Here is a 22,407-nt window from a genome sequence, read left to right as displayed (position 1 = left end):
TCGAATGCTACGAACTACCGGAGGACGAGAATGCTCCCGCCCCCCGGCTTTGCTACGCGGTCAAAGACCGGCCAGACCCGACTTCAGTTGCGCGACGGCGTCGGCCGACGTCATCGCCGGATTGTTCGCGAAGGAAGTGATAACGTCTTCGAACACACCGCGTACCTCACGCGACTGCGCATGGTTCTGCGCCAGCGAAGGCAGAACATTGCCCTTTGCAGCCGCCGCGGCACGGTCGGCGATTGCGGCCTGCCCGCATTCGTCAAAGGCCTTGGGATCAATGTCGATCCGGGCCGGTATTGATCCCTTGCGGATATTGAATTCCGTCTGCACCTTTGCGTCCATCGTAAGGCGGGCCATCTCGGACTGAGCCTTCTTCGCCGCCTCGTCTTTGACTGGGAAGAAGCCCCAGAAATCAGCCAGAAACACATAGGTTCCTTCGGTGCCAGGAGCAGGGGAGCAAACATAGTCCACGTTGGCCTTCTTGCCAGCCACAGTGAATTCGCCCTTTGCCCAGTCTCCCATGAACTGGAACGCCGCCTGATCTTCGATCACCATTGCAGTCGCGAGGTTCCAATCCCTGTTTGCTGCGTTGGTGTCGGCGTAGCCGAGCACTTTCCGGAACATATCGAATGTCTTCACCATCGAGTCGCTCTGCAGCGACTGCGCGTCCAGTTTCTCGACGGCCTTTTTGTGGAATTCCGGCCCGCCAACAGAAATCAGGATGTCCTCCCAGAGCATGAACTCCTGCCAAGGCTGGCCGCCATGGGCGAGAGGCTGCACCCCGCCCGCCTTCATCTTGTCTGCAAGCGCAAACCAATCGTCCCAGGTTGCCGGCACCTTGCCGTCGTAGCGATCGATGATCTTTTTGCTTGTCCACATCCAATTGTGACGGTGTTCATTGAACGGCACGCCGACATAGACACCGTTGTATTTAGCGAATGCCTGCAATTCCGGCGCCATGACAGCGTCCCAGTTCTGCGCCTTTGCGACTTCGAACAGGTCACCAAGCAGGCCTTCTTCCGAATAGCTGCGGATCTGTTGGCCGTGCATCTGCATCGCAGCTGGCGGATTTCCGGAGGCCACGCGAGCTTGCAGAACTTGAAGCGCGTTGGTCCCGGAGCCGCCTGCGATCGCAGAATCTTCCCAGCTGATCCCGTCTGACTTCAGGGCGTCTTTCAGGACGCTCAAGGCGTTCGCCTCGCCACCCGATGTCCACCAATGCATCACTTCGACCTTGCCATCGGCGAACGCGGCGCTGACCGAGCCCAGGGCAAATACCGATGCGACGACCAATCCGCGCATCATCGTTCTATTGATACTCATCATTGCAGTCTCCCATTGATTACCGTCCCCCGCGTCGTCAGCGGCCCGGACGGACAGCCACTGAGCCGCCCTATGCGGCTACGCATTCTTAGCCTGCCATTAGATCGATCTAAAAGCAGACCGAAACGAAAACGGTACTTTTGCGATCTGTCCCATTCAAGGTTACTTGTTTCCCCCTGTCACGCGGGGGCGAATGCCTTTTGGAATCCGAAACACGTCAACGATAGCACGCGTATTAGATCGATACAATAGAGTTGCGCGAACTGTCATTTCGTAGCCAGTCGCGTGCGGCCAGCAAGGAGTTGGCGGCGAACCTGTCGAGATCCGAGACAGCCTCGTGCTCGATCACAAAAGTCGAGGCATGGGTCTTCTCCAGCGCGCTTTTGACAAGCGACGGCCAATCGAGGACACCGTGACCGACATCCGCCCAGCCATCCTCATCCAGATTTTCGCCTAATACTGCGATGTCCTTCAAGTGGAGGGATACGATCCGAGGTCCGTAGCGATCCATCCACCACGCCGGATCACTGCCGCCTTTGATCGCCCACGCGACATCGAACTGCCAGCCAGTGTCTGGGGTCTCTTCAAGCAGGATCTGCATCGGTAGCGTACCGTCCCGCGCGGGCATGAATTCGAAATCATTGTTGTGCCAGGCAAACGACAAGCCTTCGGCGACAATCGCTCTGCCGATCGAGGCGAGCTCCCGACCCATGTGTTTCCAACCGGAAATCGTGTCGGGTCGGTTGGCCTTTTCGATGTTAGGCCCAATGACTGTGGAGATGCCGACTTGACGACAAACGTCAACGACTGATCGCACGTCCTCCAGGCGATGGAGCCCAAAGTGCCCCGTCGGCATGATGAGGCCGTTTTCGTGCAACATTGATGCAAGGATTTTCGGATCGGCGTAGCAATCGTCGTACCCCTCAACCGCCTTGTAGCCATGGCTGGCGAGGCGTGAAAGGATGTGATCCAGAGACCCGAACCGCCTTGCTGTGAAGAGCTGGAACGAGACTGTCGTCATCTATCGATCCTTTCGGTGGCAACCTTGGGTCGCTCGCCCGCCTGCCCGATTCCGAAATCTTCCTCAAGCATGTGGTCTGCGACGCGCAGGGCCTGGGCTGCGATCGTCAGCGACGGATTGACCGCCGCCGAAGACGGAAAGAAGGAGCCGTCGACGACGAACAGATTTGGATGATCATAGGTCCGGCAGAATGCATCGAGCGCCGCTTGCTTCGGATCGCTGCCCATCCTGACCGTGCCGCATTGATGGGATGTGGTGCGAGCTCCCAGCATTTCGCTCAGCACCAGTGGGTAGCCGAGGGAACGCATCAAGCCACATATCCGCTTGACCAGTTCCTTGTGCGAGCGAAGGTTCGTGACCTTCCTGTCGAGCCTAATCGAGCCGTCTGCGCTAACAGAAACCCGACTGTCGGGATGCGGCAGGTCCTCGGACTGCAGGTACCAATCGACGCTGCGGTCGGCGATTGCCTGACGCAACCGCGGCGGCAACATCGGCGTACGGTGCGCAAGCATAGGGCCATGCAGCTTGCCGATCATCTGCACATTGCCCATCGGATGGGGATAGTGTTCGTCGCCGAAGTAGAAATCGTTGACGCCGAAGCTCTTCTGAAAGACCGTTCCTGTCTTCTTCAAACCAACCGCCATCACCACCGACGAGTTGTGCGCCATGTAGTGGCGCCCAACCACGCCTGAGGAATTGGCAATGCCGCGCGGCGATCGCCCGCCGACGGAGCGCAGGAGCAGGGCTGCCGAATTGATGGCGCCAGCCGAAACAACAAAGACCTTCGCACGCAGCGAGAATTCCTGGCCGTCCCGAAGCCCGACAATGCGGCTGATCCTGTTGCTTGCTGGATCAAGCTCAAGCCGCGTTACCATGCTGTTGTCGAGCAGGGTGACGTTTCGGTGCGCCATTGCCGGGCGGACCAGCGCCAACTCTGCGTCCAACTTGGCGCCAACCAGGCAGGGATAGCCATCGCATGTCCCGCACCGCACGCAAGCACCGCCGGAATGACGTTGCAGCACGAGCGGCAAGGAGAACGGCCGCAGACCGCGGTCCCTCAACTGGTAGATGAATTGCTCGCTCGGCCGGTCGTGATCGACCGGGCCGAACGGCAGTTGCGATGTCAGGGGCGGTTCTGTCGGGTCGACACCGGGATGTCCATGCACCCCGAAAAGCCGCTCGGCCTGGCCATAGTAGGGTTCCAGATCCTGGTATCCGATCGGCCATGCTGGAGAGAGCCCGTCTGGATACTCGATCTTCTGGAAATCGCGCTCGCGCAGCCTCATCATCACGCCGCCAAACAGCTTGGTGGCGCCGCCGACGAAGTAGTAGGACGCGGGCTTGATCGGCTTGCCGCCATCGAACGACCAGCGCTCGTCAGGTGACTGATACCGCTGGCGCCGGAACACTTCATCGGCATTCCAATTCTCGGCCTCGCGCGGCAGGAATGTCCCGCGCTCGACCAGGGCAATGGAGAGGCCGGAGGACGCCAGCCGCAGTGCAGTGGCGCCGCCGCCGACACCGCTACCGACGACAATCACATCGAAGTCTCGCTGCTCGCGCACTGCGGCCTCAGGCGATGCGCTGTTCGGATTGCGGATCGAACAGCAACGCCTTGCTGGTGTCGATGCTGAACGACATCGGCTTCCCGGCAACACCAGCGCCGGGCCGCAGCCGTGCGATCGCATCGATCCCGCCCAGACTGATGATCGCCAGATTGTCGGAGCCGGTCGGCTCGACCACCTCGACCCTGGCATCGAATGTATATGGGGTCGCACCATCATAATGGATGCCCGGTTCCGTGATGATTTCCGGTCTCGCTCCAAGGATGATCTTGCTGCCGAAGTACGGCGCCATGGCCGGGGTCGCACGCCCCATTGGAATTACCAGCTTGGCGCCACTCTCGAGTGTGGTTTCGACTGCAACCTGGCCGCCATCTTCGCGCAATGTCCCGGGAACGAGGTTCATCGGCGGCGAGCCGATGAAGCTTGCGACATACAGGTTTTGGGGTCGATCGTAGATCTCCTGCGGCGATCCAACTTGTTGAATTCGCGCCTGGCGCATGACGACGACCTTGGTGGCTAGCGTCATCGCTTCGATCTGATCGTGCGTCACGTAGACGATCGTCACACCGAGCTTCTTGTGAAGCTTTTTTATTTCGGTCCTCATTTCGACCCGCAGCTTCGCGTCGAGGTTGGAAAGCGGCTCGTCGAACAGGAATACCTTCGGATCGCGTACCAGCGCACGTCCCATGGCGACGCGCTGGCGCTGCCCGCCCGAGAGCTGGCTGGGCCTTCGGTCCAGCAATGATTCGAGCTGGAGCATCCTGGCGACGCGGCCAACGGACTCGACCTGTTGCGCCTTCGGCACCTTCCTGACCCTCATGCCGAAGCAGATGTTTTCGCGAACTGTCATGCTCGGATAGAGCGCGTAGGACTGGAATACCATGGCGATGTCGCGATCTTTCGGATCGCGGTCGTTCACCACTTCCCCATCGATCCGGATCAACCCCTCGGTTACGGTTTCCAATCCCGCGATCATGTTCAGCAGCGTCGATTTTCCGCATCCTGAAGGTCCGAGGAGCACCAGAAATTCGCCGGAGTCCGCCTCGATGTTTACGTTGTCCAGCGCCTGATATCCGCCGAAGCGTTTGGAGATGTCCTTGATCGTAAGGGAAGACATGGCACTAACCTTTCACGGAACCAGCGACCAGGCCGCGGATGAAGTAGCGCCCGGCAAAGACGTAGATAATCAGGGTGGGCAGAGCGGCCATGATCGCTGCCGCCATCTGGACGTTGTATGGGCGCTCGCCGGTCGACGTGTTTACGATGTTGTTGAGAGCGACCATGATTGGCGCGTTGCGTCCGTAAGTGAACGACGCGCCGAACAGGAAGTCGTTCCAGATGTTGGTGAACTGCCAGATGACAGAGACGATGGCAATCGGCGCCGAGATCGGCAGCAGGATGTGGTAAAAGATCCGGAAGAAGCCGGCTCCGTCGACCCGTGCTGCCTTCACCAGATCCTGTGGAATGGAAACGTAATAGTTGCGGAAGAAAAGTGTGGTGAACGGCAGGCCATAGATGACGTGGATCAGGATCAGGCCCCACAGGCTGCCTGAAAGCCCTAGCTTTCCGAGCACCGTCGCCATCGGGATGAGGATCGCCTGATACGGCGTGAAGCAGCCGAACATGATCAGGCCGAAGACAAGACGATGTCCCGGGAAATTGAACTTGGTCAATGCAAACCCGTTCAACGATCCAAGCAGCGTCGAGATCGTCACCGCCGGCAGCACCATCAGGAAAGTGTTGGCGTAGAATCCTCTAATTCCCGGACAGTCGACGCCGACACAGGCCTCCATCCAGGCCACCCGCCACGGCTCCAAAGTCGGGTTGCGCGGCAGCGATATCAGGTTGCCTTCCCGGATTTCGGACATGTCCTTGAGCGATGTCACGATCATCACGAACAAAGGCATCAGATAGTAGAGCGCGAACAGGATCAGGATGCCGTAGATGAATACCCGGCCAAGAAGCCGGGACAATCCAGCTCCTGCCTCGCGCTTCGGTGCGCCCAAGGTCGCTTCAGCGCTCATTGCGGGCCTCCCGACGAAGTTCCGAATAGATGTAGGGGACCATCACTGCCGCAATCGTCATGAAGATCATCATCCCGCTGGCCGCGGCGAGTGCCATGCGGTTCCGGCTGAAGGCGAACTGGTACATGAAAGTCGCTGGCAGATCGGAAGAGAACCCGGGACCTCCACCGGTGAGCGATACGACGAGGTCGAACGACCGGACCGCTTGGTAGGTCAGGATCACAACCACGGTCAGGAAGACCGGCCGCAGCATCGGAATGATGACGGCGCGATAGATCAGCCAAGACCCGGCGCCATCGATCCGCGCTGCCTTGATGATTTCCTGATCGACCCCGCGCAGACCTGCGAGAAAGATTGCCATGGCAAAGCCTGAACTCTGCCAGACGGCGGCGATGACCAGCGTGTAGACTGACATGTTGGGGTTGACGACCCAGTCGAACGAGAAGCTTGCCCACCCCAGGTCGCGAACCAGTTTCTCAATGCCTAGGCCAGGATTGAGAATCCATTTCCAGGCGGTTCCAGTGACGATGAAGGAAATCGCCATTGGATAAAGGTAGATCGAGCGAATGACATTTTCGGCGCGGATGCGCTGATCGAGAAAGATGGCGAGCAAGAGGCCAAGCCCGACGGACAGCGAAATGAACAGACCGGCGAAGATCGCGAGATTGCTGACTGCGACGTGCCAGCGATCCATCGACCAGAGCGCAAAATATTGGTCAAGCCCAACGAAGTCGTATTTCGGCGCCAGTTTCGACGACGTCATCGAAATCACCAGGGACCAGATCGCAAAACCGTAGACGAAGACGCTGAGGATGAGCAGAGACGGCGACAGCACGATCAGCGACATCATCCGCGCCAAACCAACCCTGAAGCGGCCCGGCAGTTTTTCGGTTCGCGCAGCGTCGGCACCGCCATACAATTCGGCCAGTAACCCTGCCATTGTGATCTCCCATTTGCCTTTAATAGGCGGTATTAGATCGATCTATTATCTGCCCGGCGTTCCCGGCCGAATCTCGTCTTTGTCATCAGCCTCACAGGGCCCGGCCGCGCCGATGCCGCCATACTGAGCGGCACGTACCTTTCTCAAGAGAAATGCCGGTGCGCGGCGACTTGTTTCCGCGCACCGGCGAGGCCGTCGTCTCAGGGAGGAGAGAAGCGACGGATATGAATTACAAATGCTGTTCGAGAGCACGTCCCGCCTGGTATTCGGCCTGCTCCTTTTCGTAGTATTCGGGCGAAGGGAAATCCCACCATCCGGTGACAAACGGTCCGGCCGCGTCCCGTGCAGTTGTAACCTCGACGAGGGCAGGACCACCGGAAGCGAGCGCCCGCTCCAGCGCCGGGCGCAGGTCGTCGGCCTCATTCACCTTCCAGGACGGTAGCCCAAAATTTTTGGCTATCTCCGAAAGATCGGCCGTATAGGGCTCCCCGTTGCCCTTGTGGTAGTTGAACTCACTGGCAAGGTGACGGCCAAGAAATTTGCGTTGTCCGCCGCGGATCGACATGTAGCCACGGTTGTTCTGAACCAGGAACACGGCGCCGATGTCATTCATGACGGCGGTCGCCATTTCAGGTAGCGACATCATGAAGTCGCCGTCGCCCATGACCGCGACCACCTGGCGATCTGGTTGAGCGAGCTTGGCACCAAGGGCTGCCGGCAGCACCCATCCCATCGGCGAGAATGAGCCGGACGTGATGTGCGTGCGCGGCTGATAAACCGGGAAAGTCTGCTTGACCGCGCCTTGCGTGTTGCCGGAACCCGCTAGTACGATGCCATCGCGATCCATGACCTTGCGCAATTCGCCGAGTGGAAACTGCGAGGTGAATGGCGCCTCGCGCGAGTCGCGCCGCGGCGCCAGCATGGCTTCCCAATCGGACTTGCTGGCCTGAATTCGTGCAAAATAGCCTTGCCGCCTATCGAGGCAGCGCCGCGACTGCTGATCGGAGATCAGTGCGAGGATCGCCTCCAGCGTCGCCCGCGCATCGGCGACGATGCCGACCTCTACTGGATAGTTCTTTCCGATCTCGTGGTGATCAATGTCGACGTGTATCAGCCTTGCCGGCGGGATCGATAGACTTGCGCCCTTGCGGTAGCTCGACGCCGACCAGTCGGTGAACCGGCAGCCGACCGACATCACCACATCGGCTCCGGCGGTTATCTGATTGCCGCAGAGCGTACCGGTCTGGCCGATTGCCCCGATGCTGAGCGCATGATCTTCAGGGATCGCACCCTTGCCGTTCCATGTGGTGGAGACGGCTGCGCCGACCTTGGCGGCGAGCTTGCTCAAGACATCTGAGGCATTTGCAGTGATTACGCCCCCGCCGGCCAGGATGACGGGACGTTCGGCGGCAAGCAGCAGAGCTGCCGCCCGCTCGACGGCGACAGGATCAGGATAAGCGACGCCTGTCGCCATGCGAAACTCGAGCGGATGGATCGACACGTCGGCGGCATCGGTCTGCAGGTCCATCGGTACCTCCACATGGACCGGGCCCGGCCTTCCGGACAGCATGGTGTTGAAGGCCCGGTGCATGATGAAGGGAAGCTCGTCAACCCGCCCCGCCTTGTAGGCACGCTTGGTAACCTGCTCGGTAATGCGGGGAAAAGCATTCTCCTGCTGGCGCTCGATCTCCTGCATCACCCCATGGCCCTTCATGTGGGTTGCGGGTCCGCCGGAAACATAGAAGACCGGGACGGAGTCCGTGTAGCAGGTGGCAAGCCCGATGATGGTGTTCGCTGCGCCTGGCCCGATCGACGTGGAGCAGGCCATGACTTTTCCGCTTGCCCTGTAGTAGCCGTCAGCAAGATGGACCGCGCTTTGCTCGTGCATCACCTGAATGAACGGGATGTTCGATCCTTCCTCAAGAAAGGCGTCGAACAACGACCATATCCCGTGACCGGGAATGCCCGCAACATACTCAACGCCATAGGCCTTGAGGGCCTTCGCTACGATCTGTCCACCGGTAAGCCGCACTTTTGTTCCCCGTGCTTATTAGGCAATTAGATCGATCTAACGAACCCAGAGCGATTTTGCAATAGTTTTTTTCAAGACCTCAACGCGTCAGTCAAATATGGCAGATTGAGACGACTGTCGTCACGACGCGACCGACCTGGTCGGGCGTTGCAGACCAACGGCCGCTGGTGTGCCGGACCCTGGCCAGTCAGTGGTAGTAGATGTCCAGTCGGGTCAAATCGTAAACCGATTGCGCGATTGCCTTGAGCATAGTTCCGCGCTTGCCGGACGATCGAGCGGCGGCCAACTTTGTGAATTTGACCGCGTAGCCTGCACCGCGCTTGTCCACCAGGCGTCGCGCAATTCCATGAACCCTCACCAGATACCGTGACCGCTCTGACGCACTGTCGACAAACGATCGAACGTCCTTCGCATACCTCTTTAGCAAGCAGCCAAGAGCACTACGACGCACTTCCAACCCTCACAATTGGTTACGATTAGATCGATACAACCAGATTTTTAGGAATTTGCAAGAATTTTAGAAATTTGCAAGAATTTTAGAAAGGAGGCGAACTGCGTAATGGAAACCGCCATAGAGCTTGTTGATGATGTTCGGCCATTTGCATGCCTGCTTCACCTGCCTTCACAGCCATCGCTCGAAACCGGTTGTCGGCGATCACGACGGCCTGATGACTTTGGCCGCAACGGCGAATTCGAGCTCCGCGCAGCCGGCGTCGATGGATTTCTGGATCAGGTCGACCGCGGCCTGCGGCAGTCGAGTATCCAGTCCTTTTGCCGCGCAGATGGCGAGCACTTGCGCCGCACCGCCCAGATGCAGCGTCATGTTGGCTTGGTTGCCGGTGAAATTGTCCAACCGCGTCTGACGCTCGAAATCCTTCGACATCGCCAGGATCTCCGGCAGATAGGAAGGGGTCGCGTTGAGATAGGTCGAAGGATCGAGCCGGGCGGCCTGACAGATCGCGATGCCTTGGATGAGGCCAAGCGCTGCGCTGTAGAACAAGCTCAGCCACGCCATGTCCATCGATGAAGCATCCGACGGATCGGCGCCGCAATATGTTGGCTTGCCAGCCATTGCAGCCAGGATGTCGTGTGCGCGATCGAAGATGGCTCTGTCGCCAGAGTAATAGATGACGGCGTCGCGATTGCCGATGCTTGCCGGCATGGTGGCGATCGCGCCATCGAGGACGGCCACACCCAACGGCTCGGCCAAGGCCGCGAAACGCCGAGCTTCCTCGGGGGACTCGGATGTCAATTGTAAAAGTGTCTTGCCTCTGAGCGCTTCAGCCAGGCCGGCTAACCCCAGGAACTCCGCTGAGGCGTCGAAATTGGTGATGCAAAGGACAATGACGTCGGCCGCCTTGACGGCGTCGACTGCCGAGGCGGGTACATAAAACTCGCTCGAGAACTCGGCTCGCCGGGTGGCGGACCGCGTCCATGCGCAGACACTAAAACCGGCGGAAGCCAGGGCGCGGGCGAGAGCCGAACCCATGAAACCAAGACCGATGACCGTGACAGAACGTTTCAACTGCATTAGCTCCGCGTTTCGATCAGCATCGAGGACAAGATTTCGGTAGCGCACGGGCTGGTACGGCAGGCCGCCGCCGCTTTCGGCATAGTTCATGCGAATGCGATAGCTGACGGCGCCTTCCCTTTCGATATGGCGTAGCTCTCGAACTGCCCCACGCAGCCACTCGGCATCGGAGATCCACGTTTGCTCTGCAAATCCCAGCAAGGACCTATTGTGGGCATCCAAGTCGCCATCATCAGCCACACTGAAGACTTCACGGATAGCGCCAACCGCCACTCCAGACTTCCAGCCGAAGCGCGGCTTGCTGCCTAGCTCGATATAAGGCTAGCCAGTTGCGCCCTCATTTGGCTGGCGACGTCATAGCTATTTTCCTGCTGGAGCTTCCGACAGAAAGTCTCAGAGCACCACCAGCCCGCATATCCCGTGGCCTTGACGGCGTCGGTCCAGGCTTTGAGGTCAAGAACGCCCTCGCCCGTCGGTATGTCGCGCAACACCGATTCATTCGGAACACCGCCTGCAAGCGGCAAGGAGTCACAAACGTGGACCCCATAGATTAGATCACCGTCGATCCTGGCGACGTCCTCAGGATGGTCCCCGGATGCATAGCAATGCCAATAATCAACCACCATTTTGAGGTTGTCCTGGCTTGCCTTCCGCAGGAGTGCAACTTGATGCGCCAGGGAATTGACCGGCGACCATGCGAGGGCCTCGAGATAAACGATCAGATCGAACTCTTGCGCGATCTCGGCGAGCATCTTCAGATTTCCCGCAGTGATCTCGATACGATCTTCTTCCTCATAGTCGAGCACACCCCGGTAGCCCGCCTTTGGCTTGCCTTCCCTGAAACGCACGACTTCACGATAGTCTAGCGGGCCGGTAATGACCTGCACGCCGCCTGCACCGACATGATGTGCGAGTTCAAAGATGGAGCGGGCGTCCGAAATCAACGACCGGGCGTCCCCACCGTGGCGCTCAATGTTCAAGACCGTGCCGATCCCATAAATGGGAAGTCCGCCGAGGGCCGCTTTGAGATCGGAAACGGAATGATCTGCATCGAGGTAGCTAAGGACCTTCGCAGCGGTTGTCTCGATCCCGGTGAAGCCCGCGTAGCGCGCCACGTCGATCTCTTTAGAAAGCGTCGCACGCTTGGCGGCGGTTGTGTTGAATATCAGGGCGTTCTCGGCCTGGAGCGTCATCTTCCACTTTCTGCGATGGACTTCGGAGCGAAGGAAAGTTCGTGCCTGCACACGCTAGCCCGCGTCGACAAGGTAGGTTCCCTGATCCGGAAGAACGACGCAATTTCGCAAAACGATGATTTCTGACGCAGGTTGGCGTGCGTGTGACTGTGTGTCGTCAGGTCGGGACGCGCCTCTTGGTAGCCTGGGCAGGCCTGACTTCTGCTGTCTGGCCCCACCCTTGCCGAACCCGCGACAGCCGCCCCTTTGGTAAGCGGCTTGGGCGATGCTTCAATTTGCGCCAAGTATCGGAACGATGCGAAATTGTGATTACCCCCAGCCTCCCCCATGTTGCGAAGATGCACCGTTCTGACATGCACGGCATTGGTTGGGTGGCATTGGTTGGTAAGATACCTGCGCCCGCATTTCAGCTATGTACTCACCAAGAGCACCAAAGGCTTCGCTTCCTGATTTTCACGGGCCTGGCTCTCGGCACCACTTGGCTTTCGGAGTAAGAAATGAAGGAAGAAAATCGCAGCCGCCCGCTTTCGTTCGACGGGAAATTTGTCCGAGCGCATCTCGTCGAAAGGGTGCGTGACTATGCTGCGAATGGCGTCGTAACCAATCTGTCCAATCAGGCGATAATTGTCGCTGGCGACGTCCCAGGCGTGATACCGCCCTGGAAGTCCACGATCTTGAAAGGCGGCACGATTGCGCAGGCCGAACGCGTATCAATCGTCGACGTCCCGGACCCCACAAACCTCGGCGGCGTCACGCTTGACGGCTGGGATTGGTTCGGGAACCGCATGGCAGAATTTCCCAGGACCACGCCCCTCTATATCTCCAAGCATGACATCGTCGGCGAGGTGACGCTCAATCCGTGGCGGTTCTCCAATCATCCGGAACCGCTCGAGGAAACCGAACGATACGATATACAGCTCAATCTCTGGTGGGCGCCGGCTCGAACGGATGCGGGCATCCACAACACGCACTCCTTCCTGGAGATACACACCCAAATCTTCGGACTCGGCCGCATACAGATTTTCAAGGACCAGACAGGAGCCGAAGTGTATCGCGAGATTTCAACCGCGCCGGGTGACACTCATGACCCGATCGTGAGGGTAACGGGCAGGCGAAACTATATCTATCCCTGGCACAGAGGCTGGACGGACGAAGACTGCATCTGGATGGCAATCGAGTTGCATCCGAAGCAGGCCTGACCCGCCGATCGGGTATGCTTTCACGCTCGTGCGGCGCGCATTGCATCTGGTAACACTGAGGATCAAGGATGCAGGACGCTTACGACTACATCATTGTCGGCGCGGGGACCGCGGGGTGCATTCTGGCGAACCGGCTTTCGGAAGACCCGGCGAACCGGGTCCTGCTTCTCGAGGCCGGAGGGCGAGACAACTGGATCTGGTTTCACATACCAGTCGGCTATCTCTTCGCGATCGGCAATCCAAAATCGGATTGGATGTTTCGCACCGAGGCCGAGCCTGGCCTGAATGGCCGGAGCCTTGCCTATCCGCGTGGAAAGGTCATTGGCGGGTCGTCGGCAATCAACGCAATGATCGCGATGCGCGGTCAGGCCGCCGACTATGACACCTGGCGTAACCTCGGCTTGCCCGGCTGGGGCTGGAGCGATGTGCTTCCGGTGTTTCGCCGGCTTGAGGATCACTTCCTGGGGAATGGGCCGCATCACGGTGTCGGCGGAGGATGGCGCGTAGAGGCTCCGCGGCTTTCATGGCCGATCCTTGACGCCGTGCGCGATGCCGCGATCGAAATGGGGGTACCCAGATCGGACGACTTCAACACCGGCGACAATGAAGGCGCCGGCTATTTCCACGTGAACCAGAAGCGGGGCCGCCGCTGGTCATCCGCGAGGGGCTTTCTCAAACCGGCGCTCGGCAGATCCAACCTGGAACTTGCAACCGATGTCCTCGTCGATCGGCTGTTGGTGAAGGACAATCGCGTCAGCGGAGTCCGCTTTTACCGCGCAGACGGCTCGCAGCAAGTGGCACACACGCGCGGCGAAATAATCCTGAGCGCCGGAGCAATCGGCTCGGTGCAGATTCTGCATCGCTCCGGTATCGGGCCAGGCAAGTGGCTTCGAGAGGCCGGCGTCGACTGCATCATCGATCGTCCGGGCGTCGGACAAAACCTGCAGGACCACCTTCAGCAGCGCGCAATATACAAGGTCCGCGGGGCGCGAACACTCAACGATACCTATCACTCCCTCTTCCAGAAGGGACTGATGGGCCTGGACTACGCCGTGCGGCGGCGGGGACCGCTGACAATGGCCCCATCACAGCTTGGCATCTTCACGCGTTCGGATCCAACGCAAGATCGAGCAAACATCGAGTTCCATGTGCAGCCGCTTTCGCTGGATAAATTCGGTGACCCGCTGCACCGTTTCTCGGCGATAACGGTCGCAGCATGCAATCTGCGCCCGACTTCGCGCGGCAACGTCAAAATTACGTCGCCTGACCCGGCGAAGCCTCCTTCCATCAAACCTAACTATCTGAGCACCGACGAGGATCGTCAGGTGGCCGCCGATGCGATACGCGTCACGCGTCGGCTGATGAAACAAGAGGCCCTGCGCCACCTCCACCCCGAAGAGTATCTGCCAGGACAGTCGATCGGAGACGATGCCGAAGCCCTCGCGAAGGCAGCTGGCGACATAGGAACGACAATCTTCCATCCAGTGGGCACGGCGCGGATGGGTAAGGCGGCAGACAGGCAGGCTGTGGTTGACGCTTCTCTTCGCTTCCACGGCGTGGATGGGCTTCGTGTTGTGGATGCATCCGTCATGCCTCTGATCGTCTCCGGAAACACCAATACGCCGACGGCGATGATCGCGATGAAGGGGGCGGATATCATCCTGGGCAATCGGAAAACAGGCGGCTAGCAGCGCGCTGTTTCTCCACATTCGCGCGTTGGAGTAGTCGTCAAACGCGCGACCCAAGCACCGGTCGATGCTCGCGGGGCGTTCAGGCCTGTATTCCAAGTGCTTCAGTTTGCGCCAGTCAATTCAAGTCTGCGAAATTGCTGACCAATTTGGCGCATGGAAGGATGCGCGAGTTGGGAGTTTCCGGAGACAACTCCGGCCCGACTAGAAGCCGGCACCCATGCGAGATCTTCAGACCGACGCTGAGGACTTCCCCTGGGCGGGGAGATATTCATGGGCCTGTTGACGAGTGATATTCCGCGCAAGCGCCGCTTCCGCGCTGGAATGGTGGGAGGCGGCCGTGGATCTTTTTTCGCGGGTATCCACAGGGCGGCCATGCGCCTCGCAAACCGTTTCGACCTCGTGGCAGGGGCCTTCTCCTCCAACCCGCAAACCTGCCTGGAGGCAGGAGAAGCCTTGGGCATATCAACAGACAGGAATTACCTGAACTTCCGCGACATGGCGTCAGCCGAGGCGGCGCGAGACGACGCCATAGACGTTGCGATCATTGTGACGCCCAATCATTTGCATTTCGAACCGTGCAAGCTGTTTCTCGAGGCAGGCATCCCGGTCATATGCGACAAACCGCTCGTCAATTCATCGGACGAGGCTCGCGAACTCCAAAGACTGGCGGCGGCGAATGACACGTTCTTCGCCATGACCTACACCTATACGGGTTACCCAATGGTCCGCGATGCCCGTGCGCGCATCCGCGCGGGAGAAATCGGGCAGATCCGGTTCATGTATGTCGAGTATCTGCTGGAATGGCTCGCCAACGGTCCTTCGAGCCTTGGCAAGGGCGCTGTCTGGCGTGGTGATCCAGCAAAGGCCGGGCTGACCGGTGCACTTGGAGACATCGGCACACACGCCTTCAACATTCTCGAGTTTCTGTCAGGGCAGCGATGCACGGCGCTTAGCGCCAAGCTGATGCAAACCATCGATTCGTTCGGTCTTGATGATACCGATGTGGTGCAGATGGAGTTCGACGGCGGCGCCAACGGGCTGTTGTGGGCTGCCCTCGCCGCGCCCGGGCACCGCAATGGTTTGCGTTTCAAGATAGTTGGCACGAAGGCAACCATTGAGTGGCAGCAAGAGGCACCGGAGACACTCCATGTTTCGCGTCTCGGCGAGGCTGATCTGATCTATCGCCGCGGACACCGGGACATGACCGCAGACGCAGCCAGCTCAATCAGCCTGCCTGCCGGCAATCCCGAAGCCTATCTTGAGGCACTGGCTGTGCTCTATTCGGACTACGCGACAGCCCTGGAAGCCGGCAGCAACTGGCGTGAGGCACTGCCTATTCCGCTTGCGGACATAAACGAGGGGCTGCGCGGCGTGCTGTTGTCCGAGATTTGCGTCAAGTCCTCGTCGCTAAGGTCCTGGGTTCCCTTTCCCGATTCTTGATCGTGACAAACGCTATGCCCATCGATCCTGGCCCCCTGAAAGACAGTTCCGTTGACCTTGACCTCGCTTCACCAATGGCTGCGCTGACATGAGACGACGTCCCGACTACATCATTGTGGGTGGCGGCTCCACCGGCTGCACGCTGGCCGGTCGATTGACGGAAGATGCCGACACGCATGTCACGCTCTTCGAGCAGGGCCCGGCGGATCGCAACCCATGGATCCATCTCCCGGTTACCTACTACAAGGTGTGCAAAGGTCCGCTTCTGTCGCGATACTCCTACGAGCGCAGCCCGGAGCAGGCGCCGGCTGAGAGCCCGACAATGATCCAGGCGCGCGTGCTTGGCGGCGGCAGCTCGGTGAACGCGATGCTGTACGTCCGCGGCGTGCCCGACGACTACGACGGATGGGCTGCCGGGGGCGCAGAAGGCTGGAGTTACGCGGACGTTCTCCCGTACTTCAAGCGGGCCGAAGGAAACAACCGTTTTCAGGGAGAGGCGCATAGCAGCCAGGGACCGCTCGGCGTCTCGGATGCACGATACATACATCCGCTGACGCGGGTGTGGCTTCAGGCCTGCCAACAGGCCGGCCTGCCCTACAATTCCGATTTCAATTCAGGTGACCAGTCGGGGGTTGGGCTTTATCAGGTCACCACCCGGGATGGGCGTCGCTCTTCCGCAGCGGTTGCCTACATCCGCCCCGCGATGGGTCGGCCCAACCTCGATCTAAGGACGAAGTGCCAGGTGCGCCGCATTCTGTTCGAAGGACAGCGCGCCGTCGGGGTCGAGTTTGTAGAGCGAGGCACGCGCCATCGTCTCAGGGCCGAGCGTGAGGTCATCCTGTCGGCAGGCGCGATCGCCACCCCACACTTGCTCTTGCTCTCGGGAGTGGGGCCTGCTGACCATCTTGAAACTCACAGCATTCCGGTCGTTTGCGACCTTCCGGGGGTGGGGCAGAATTATCAGGACCACATGGAAATGTCGCTCGTGTACGGCCTGAGCGGCCCGTACAGCTATGACAAATACAAGAAGCCATGGTGGGCTGCGAAGGCCGGCCTTGAGTATATGCTCTTCCGCAGCGGGCCTGTGACGTCCAACGTCGCGGAAGCCGGAGGCTTCTGGTGGAGTTCGAACGGAACGACCAATCCAGACATCCAGCTCTTTTTTCTTGCTGGCGCCGGCGTCGAAGAAGGTGTCGGTACCGTGCCCGGTGGCAACGGCTGCACGATCAGTGTTTCGCAGACTCGACCGAAGTCGCGTGGTTTCATCGAGCTGGCGGGTGGGGACACCAGCCGGCCGCCGAGGATCGTACCGAACTATCTCACTCATCCGGACGACATCCACTGCCTGGCGGATGGAGTTCGCCTCGTTCAGGACATTATGGGGCAGCCAGTGCTGTCCCGATACGTCGAACAGGCACACATCCCACCCAGGCCTCTCTCGACCACGGCCGAGTTTGATGCGTTCGTACGCTCGCAGGCCCACCCCGGCCTGCATCCTTGCGGCACTTGCCGTATGGGGCGCGATTCCATGGCAGTGGTCGATCCGCAATTGCGTGTCCATGGTGTGGAAGGGCTCAGGATCGCTGACGCGTCGGTGATGCCCGATGTCATATCGGGCAACCTCAATTCGGTCGTCATCATGATTGGCGAGAAGGCTGCGGACCTTCTCCGAGATCGGCCTGCCGCCGCAAACGGCATCAGCCTGCCCGACGCGCGCTCGCTCGAAGCACAGAGATTGTAGGACTGTTGGACGATGGATCAGATTTACCGCGATGCCTATGCCGTATTGCTCCCAGCTTTCGGCGATGCCGATTTCACTGTGGACTCTGCGTCCTTCTTTCGGTCAGGCGGCGTCGCCTCGCTCCTCGGATCAACGCGCGGGGAGTACATGGCACGCCGCATGTCGCCTGAACGGCAGCGGCATGAGACCCGGGAGCAACTGTCGGCTTATGCCGACCGCGCTCGTGCTCTCGCTGGCGACGTGCTGATCGCCGTCGATTACGAAGTGGGAGGCGTGCATCGTTTGCACCACTTCGGACCTCAGCTGGCGCACCCTCGCGATGTGCTGGAAATGAACGATGACGAGATCAGGAGCTTCGGTTCTGAAGCGGCGCGAGCAGCCAAGCTCTGCGGGGTCAATTTCTTTCTGGGGCCGGTTGTTGATCTGGTGACCGGCAGAAATCCGTGGTTGCGCGATCGCACCTTTTCCACCGACGCGGATATCGTAGGTCGTGTCGCGAGCGCCTTCATTCGCGGTGTACAGGAAGAAGGCCTGGTCGCAACGGCAAAGCATTTCCCTGGTCATCCCCATGTTCTGGTCGATCCGTTCGACAGCGACACCGTCACTGTGACGGCAACGCTGGAAGAACTCGCACCGAATTTGCGCTGCTTCGATGCGACCATCGCGGCGGGTGTGCGCGCAATCATGACCGGCCCCATTCCTGTCGACGCGATCGATCCCGATGAGCCTTCCTCCTCCTCGGCCAAGGTCGTAGGCATGCTGCGAGGGGCCCACAATTTCAAAGGCCTCATCGTTTCGGACGACATTGATTTGCCGGGTACTTTGCGGGGACGGACCGTGGCCGATGTCGCAATCGCGTCGCTGAAAGCCGGTGTCGACCTTCTGCTTCTCGCATCCGGCCCTCAGGTTGATGAGGTTGCCACACGCATCACTCGGTCGGTCGAGGGTGGCGATCTCCGACGGGAATCGCTCGCTCGTGCGGCGAACGCCGTTCGTTCTCTGGCCAGCAGTGCGTGGCAAGCATGAATGTCATCCCCTACCTCAGGACAACCCCATGCGTATGAGCGCACCTTCACCGGACGTCGTCGTCATCGGCAGCGGAGCCGGCGGCGGCCCTCTGGTGAGGCAACTGGCGGAATTGGGTTTGAATGTTCTCCTTCTGGAACGGGGCTCGGCCGTGCCGCGTGAAGCCGATAACTGGAATGTCGGCAAGGTCTTTAAGGAGCGTAAGTACAGCCCGTTCGAGATCTGGAAGGATCGGGCCGGCAAAAACTTCCGTCCTTCCAGCTGGTATAACATTGGTGGATCGACGAAGTTTTTCGGCACCGTGATGATGCGCCTGCGCGCGAGCGACTTCGAAGCTGTCGAACACGCTGAAGGCCTGTCGCCGGCCTGGCCTTTTTCCTATGAGGAGCTGGAGCCTTACTACGGCGAGGCGGAACATCTCTTCGGCATTCATGGTGACCCATCGCTCGACCCATGGGAACCACCCCGTTCCGAACAACTTCCCTATAGCGCCGTTGGGTCGGAACCCTACGTCGCCCGGATCGAAGAACGCCTGCGGGCGAAAGGTCTGCACCCCTTCCCGCTTCCGGTCGCTGTTGACCTGCATCCCGGGGGCAAGTGCGTGCGGTGTGGCACGTGTGACGGTTTTCCCTGCGCAGTCGGCGGCAAGAACGATGCGGAGACCCGTTGCATAGAGCCAGCCCTCGAGACGGGGCGTGTCACCCTGTGGGCCGGCGCTTTCGTACGTCGCCTGCTTGTCGCGGATGATGGTCGCACCATCAACGCCGTTGAGGTCGAACACCAGGGCAACATTAAAACCGTTTCTGCCGGCATATTTGTCCTCTCTGCCGGCGCAGTAAATTCGGCTCTCATTCTGATGCGCTCTGCTACCGGCTCGTTCCCGGACGGCTTGGCCAACAGCACAGATATCGTTGGACGTCATTACATGACGCACAACCTGACCACGATGATGGCCGTGTCGACGCGGGAGAATCCGACCAAATTCCAGAAGACGCTGGCCTTCAACGATTTCTACGACGGCGAGCCGGGATATCCATTCCCGATGGGAAATGTCCAGACGCTGGGCAAGTTGCAGTCGGGCATGCTGGTGGCCGGGGCAAAATATCTGCCTCAGACCATCGCCCGCGCTTTGACGAAGCGCAGCTTCGACATCCTGATAATGTCCGAGGACCTTCCGAAAGCGGAAAACCGTGTGATGCTGCGGGACGGAAACGTGCACATCTCCGTCCAGCCAAACAACTTGAAATGCCATGCTCGTCTTAACAAGCGGGTCAAACGAATTCTGCACGACATCGGATTTCCGCTCGTGCTCACGAAGACACTTCCGGTCAATTTTACCGCTGCACAATGCGGCACCGTCCGAATGGGCCTGGATCCCCAGCATTCGGCGCTCGATCCCTATTGCCGATCGTGGGACCACCCCAATCTCTTCGTGGTGGACGCGTCGTTCATGCCCACCTCCGCCGCGACAAACCCCTCCCTGACCATTGCTGCGCAAGCCCTGCGCGTGGCCCAGCACATCGCGCGGGTGGAGTTCGGGATCGAGAAGGCAAGCCATGGCCGCGTTCGGGGAAGAAGACTGTCCTGAACGGAAGCTCCCGATGCATGGCGAGGAAATGATTCCAGCGCCATCACAAGGATTTTGATATGCCGCACTTCATAATCGTCGGTGGTGGTTCGTCCGGTTGTGTATTGGCTTCTCGCTTGAGCGAAGATCCCGACGTTTCCGTACTTTTGCTCGAAGAAGGGCCAGCGGACACGAGCCCGTGGATTCACCTGCCGGTGACCTACTACAAGACCGGTCAAGGCAATCTGGTTGCGCGTTATCCATGGGCTCCAAGCTCGGGCCATAGAGGCGATCCCAATCCGACAATGGTCCAGGCACGCGTGCTGGGCGGCGGAAGCTCGGTCAATGCCATGGTCTATCTGCGTGGTCAGCCACGCGACTACGATCAATGGCAAGCTGCCGGGGCCGAAGGATGGGGCTGGAAGGATGTCCTTCCTTACTTCAAACGATGCGAATCCAATGACCGTTTCGCCAACGAACTGCACGGCACGGACGGCCCTTTGCCGGTTTCCGATCAGGAGTTCACGCACCCCATGAGCCGCCTCTGGGTGCAGGCCTGCCAGCAAGCGGGCTTGCCGTTCAACCCTGATTTCAATTCAGGTCATCAGGAAGGCTGCGGTCTCTACCAAATCAATGCACGCAACGGACGCCGTGGGAGCACGGCCGTGAGCTACCTCAAGCCGGCTCGAAAGCGAGGAAACCTTGCCGTTCACACCGGCGCCAGCGTCTTGCGTATCACCTTCGAAAGCAAGCGCGCCACCGGGGTGGAAGTCATGCTCGGCGGGAAACGGACGCTGCTGCGCGCAGATCGGGAGGTTATTGTGACCGCGGGAGCCATCGCCACACCCAGGCTCTTGATGATTTCCGGTCTCGGCAACGTCGATCACCTGAAACAAAAAGGCGTGGAGCCGGTGCACCATCTGCCGGGTGTTGGGCAGAATCTGCAAGATCATGTCGAAGTGTCCATTATTCATGAGGTGAACGGCCCTTTCAGCTATGACAAATACAAGAAGCTGCACTGGCAGGCCGCCGCAGGGCTCGAGTATCTTTTGTTCCGCAGGGGACCTTGCACCGCCAACGTCGTGGAGGGTGGCGCTTTCTTCCGTTCCTCGCTCAACGAAGAACGACCGGATCTCCAATGCTGCTTTATGCCAGGCGCGGGTATCGAGGAGGGCGTTGATACTGTTCCCGGTGGCAACGGAACGACACTGAATATCTGCCAGACCAGGCCAAAGTCAGTGGGCTGGATCGGATTGCGCAGCAACGATCCCTTCGACCTGCCCTATATCAGACCGAACTATCTCACCGAAGAGTACGATGTCGAAGTCATGTGCGAGGGTGTCGAGTTCGGCCGTGAGATGATGTCTCAGCCGATTATTGCCAAGCATCTGAGGCGCGAGTACGCACCTGGCGGCATCCGCACACGAGAGGATGTTCGTGCGTATGTGCTAAAGCAGGCCCATGCCGCTTTGCATCCGATGGGAACCTGCAAGATAGGGCGCGATGATATGTCCGTCGTCGACGCAAGTTTGAAGGTGCACGGTATTGACGGCCTTCGTATCTGCGATAATTCCGCTGGGCCGAACCTGGTTTCCGGTAACACCAACGGTGTGGCGATCATGATTGCCGAGAAGGCGGCAGACCATATCCGCAAGGACCATGGCATGAAAGCGTATGCCGGCGGCTGACAGGACACGTCGCGGGTGAAATCTCGCAGACACTGCTGCAATGCGCTTGCCCTGCGCAACAGCTTTCTTGGCTTGAGGCTGCACAGCAGCTCAGAGAAGCGCCTCCAGCCAAGTCACCGGCTGGTCAGCGAACGGCCACCGCCGAGAACGAAGCCTGCCCGGAAACTGCGCGACATCCGAAGGTATGACCACGGGCAGCGAAACAGGATCGAAAACGCCGCGACCGCGCCATAGTTGATGGCCACGGAATTCATGAAACCATACATCCGCATCGGGCCAGTACTGCGCGTCTGCAACATTCGGTCGGACCGAATCTCGTCTCGGGCAACACGAACGGCGTCGCTATCGTGATCGCCGAGAAGGCCACCAATTATGTCCGTAGGATCAGGCGTTGACGGCCTCCGCTGGTGGATAGATTTTTCG

Annotated in this window: 17 protein-coding genes; 7 read left to right on the top strand and 10 right to left on the bottom strand. The window is 59.5% G+C overall.

Annotation, left to right across the window (positions count from 1 at the left end):
- Positions 1-60 precede the first annotated feature (60 nt).
- The 9 genes from LHFGNBLO_RS17355 to LHFGNBLO_RS17315 form a co-directional block, all read right to left on the bottom strand.
- Entirely contained in the window at positions 61-1,329 is a 1,269-nt protein-coding gene (locus LHFGNBLO_RS17355) for an ABC transporter substrate-binding protein (RefSeq protein WP_258609307.1), read from the bottom strand.
- Between the two features lie 232 nt (positions 1,330-1,561).
- Complete coding sequence (locus LHFGNBLO_RS17350) at positions 1,562-2,347, bottom strand: sugar phosphate isomerase/epimerase family protein (protein WP_258609306.1); 786 nt, start codon at positions 2,345-2,347, stop codon at positions 1,562-1,564.
- Positions 2,344-3,912 carry a GMC oxidoreductase gene (locus tag LHFGNBLO_RS17345; protein ID WP_258609305.1) on the bottom strand — a complete coding sequence of 523 codons (1,569 nt, stop codon included), beginning with the start codon at positions 3,910-3,912 and terminating at the stop codon, positions 2,344-2,346. The genes LHFGNBLO_RS17350 and LHFGNBLO_RS17345 overlap by 4 nt, the downstream gene beginning before the upstream one ends.
- Before the next feature lie 7 nt (positions 3,913-3,919).
- Positions 3,920-5,029 (bottom strand): ABC transporter ATP-binding protein, encoded by a 1,110-nt coding sequence (locus tag LHFGNBLO_RS17340; protein ID WP_258609304.1) that lies wholly within the window; start codon positions 5,027-5,029, stop codon positions 3,920-3,922.
- A 4-nt stretch (positions 5,030-5,033) separates the two neighbouring features.
- Positions 5,034-5,936 (bottom strand): carbohydrate ABC transporter permease, encoded by a 903-nt coding sequence (locus LHFGNBLO_RS17335; RefSeq protein ID WP_258609303.1) that lies wholly within the window; start codon positions 5,934-5,936, stop codon positions 5,034-5,036.
- The gene (locus tag LHFGNBLO_RS17330) at positions 5,926-6,876 is read right to left on the bottom strand and encodes a sugar ABC transporter permease (RefSeq protein ID WP_319944229.1); all 951 of its coding nucleotides are present in this window, start codon (positions 6,874-6,876) and stop codon (positions 5,926-5,928) included. The genes LHFGNBLO_RS17335 and LHFGNBLO_RS17330 overlap by 11 nt, the downstream gene beginning before the upstream one ends.
- 229 nt (positions 6,877-7,105) lie before the next feature.
- Positions 7,106-8,908, bottom strand: coding sequence for a thiamine pyrophosphate-binding protein (locus LHFGNBLO_RS17325; protein ID WP_258609302.1), 1,803 nt, complete (start codon positions 8,906-8,908; stop codon positions 7,106-7,108).
- 655 nt (positions 8,909-9,563) lie between these two features.
- Positions 9,564-10,712 carry an NAD(P)-dependent oxidoreductase gene (locus LHFGNBLO_RS17320; protein WP_258609300.1) on the bottom strand — a complete coding sequence of 383 codons (1,149 nt, stop codon included), beginning with the start codon at positions 10,710-10,712 and terminating at the stop codon, positions 9,564-9,566.
- A gap of 32 nt (positions 10,713-10,744) precedes the next feature.
- A complete protein-coding gene (locus tag LHFGNBLO_RS17315; protein WP_258609299.1) occupies positions 10,745-11,632 on the bottom strand; it encodes a sugar phosphate isomerase/epimerase family protein in 888 nt (295 codons plus the stop codon).
- A gap of 497 nt (positions 11,633-12,129) precedes the next feature.
- On the opposite strand from LHFGNBLO_RS17315, the gene LHFGNBLO_RS17310 reads away from it, so the two are divergent.
- From LHFGNBLO_RS17310 to LHFGNBLO_RS17280, 7 genes are all read left to right on the top strand, one after another.
- Positions 12,130-12,831 (top strand): hypothetical protein, encoded by a 702-nt coding sequence (locus LHFGNBLO_RS17310; protein ID WP_258609298.1) that lies wholly within the window; start codon positions 12,130-12,132, stop codon positions 12,829-12,831.
- A gap of 68 nt (positions 12,832-12,899) precedes the next feature.
- On the top strand, positions 12,900-14,519 hold the full coding sequence (locus LHFGNBLO_RS17305; RefSeq protein WP_258609297.1) for a GMC family oxidoreductase: 1,620 nt from the start codon (positions 12,900-12,902) through the stop codon (positions 14,517-14,519).
- Between the two features lie 273 nt (positions 14,520-14,792).
- Positions 14,793-15,962: a Gfo/Idh/MocA family protein gene (locus LHFGNBLO_RS17300; RefSeq protein ID WP_258609296.1), complete on the top strand. Its 1,170-nt coding sequence runs from the start codon at positions 14,793-14,795 to the stop codon at positions 15,960-15,962.
- Positions 15,963-16,050: 88 nt separating this feature from the next.
- Positions 16,051-17,703, top strand: coding sequence for a GMC family oxidoreductase (locus LHFGNBLO_RS17295; RefSeq protein ID WP_258609295.1), 1,653 nt, complete (start codon positions 16,051-16,053; stop codon positions 17,701-17,703).
- A gap of 12 nt (positions 17,704-17,715) precedes the next feature.
- Positions 17,716-18,729 carry a glycoside hydrolase family 3 N-terminal domain-containing protein gene (locus LHFGNBLO_RS17290; RefSeq protein ID WP_258609294.1) on the top strand — a complete coding sequence of 338 codons (1,014 nt, stop codon included), beginning with the start codon at positions 17,716-17,718 and terminating at the stop codon, positions 18,727-18,729.
- A gap of 28 nt (positions 18,730-18,757) precedes the next feature.
- Entirely contained in the window at positions 18,758-20,317 is a 1,560-nt protein-coding gene (locus LHFGNBLO_RS17285) for a GMC family oxidoreductase (protein ID WP_258609293.1), read from the top strand.
- Between the two features lie 59 nt (positions 20,318-20,376).
- Entirely contained in the window at positions 20,377-21,984 is a 1,608-nt protein-coding gene (locus LHFGNBLO_RS17280; RefSeq protein ID WP_258609291.1) for a GMC family oxidoreductase, read from the top strand.
- Between the two features lie 113 nt (positions 21,985-22,097).
- Here the strand turns inward: LHFGNBLO_RS17280 and LHFGNBLO_RS17275 are convergent, their stop codons facing one another.
- Positions 22,098-22,238: a hypothetical protein gene (locus LHFGNBLO_RS17275; protein WP_258609289.1), complete on the bottom strand. Its 141-nt coding sequence runs from the start codon at positions 22,236-22,238 to the stop codon at positions 22,098-22,100.
- Positions 22,239-22,407 lie beyond the last annotated feature (169 nt).

Origin of the sequence: Mesorhizobium sp. AR10 (assembly GCF_024746795.1) — a bacterium.
Lineage (GTDB): Bacteria > Pseudomonadota > Alphaproteobacteria > Rhizobiales > Rhizobiaceae > Mesorhizobium.
The sequence above is the reverse complement of the archived record's forward strand: the minus strand, read 5'-3'. Positions and strand labels throughout refer to the sequence as shown.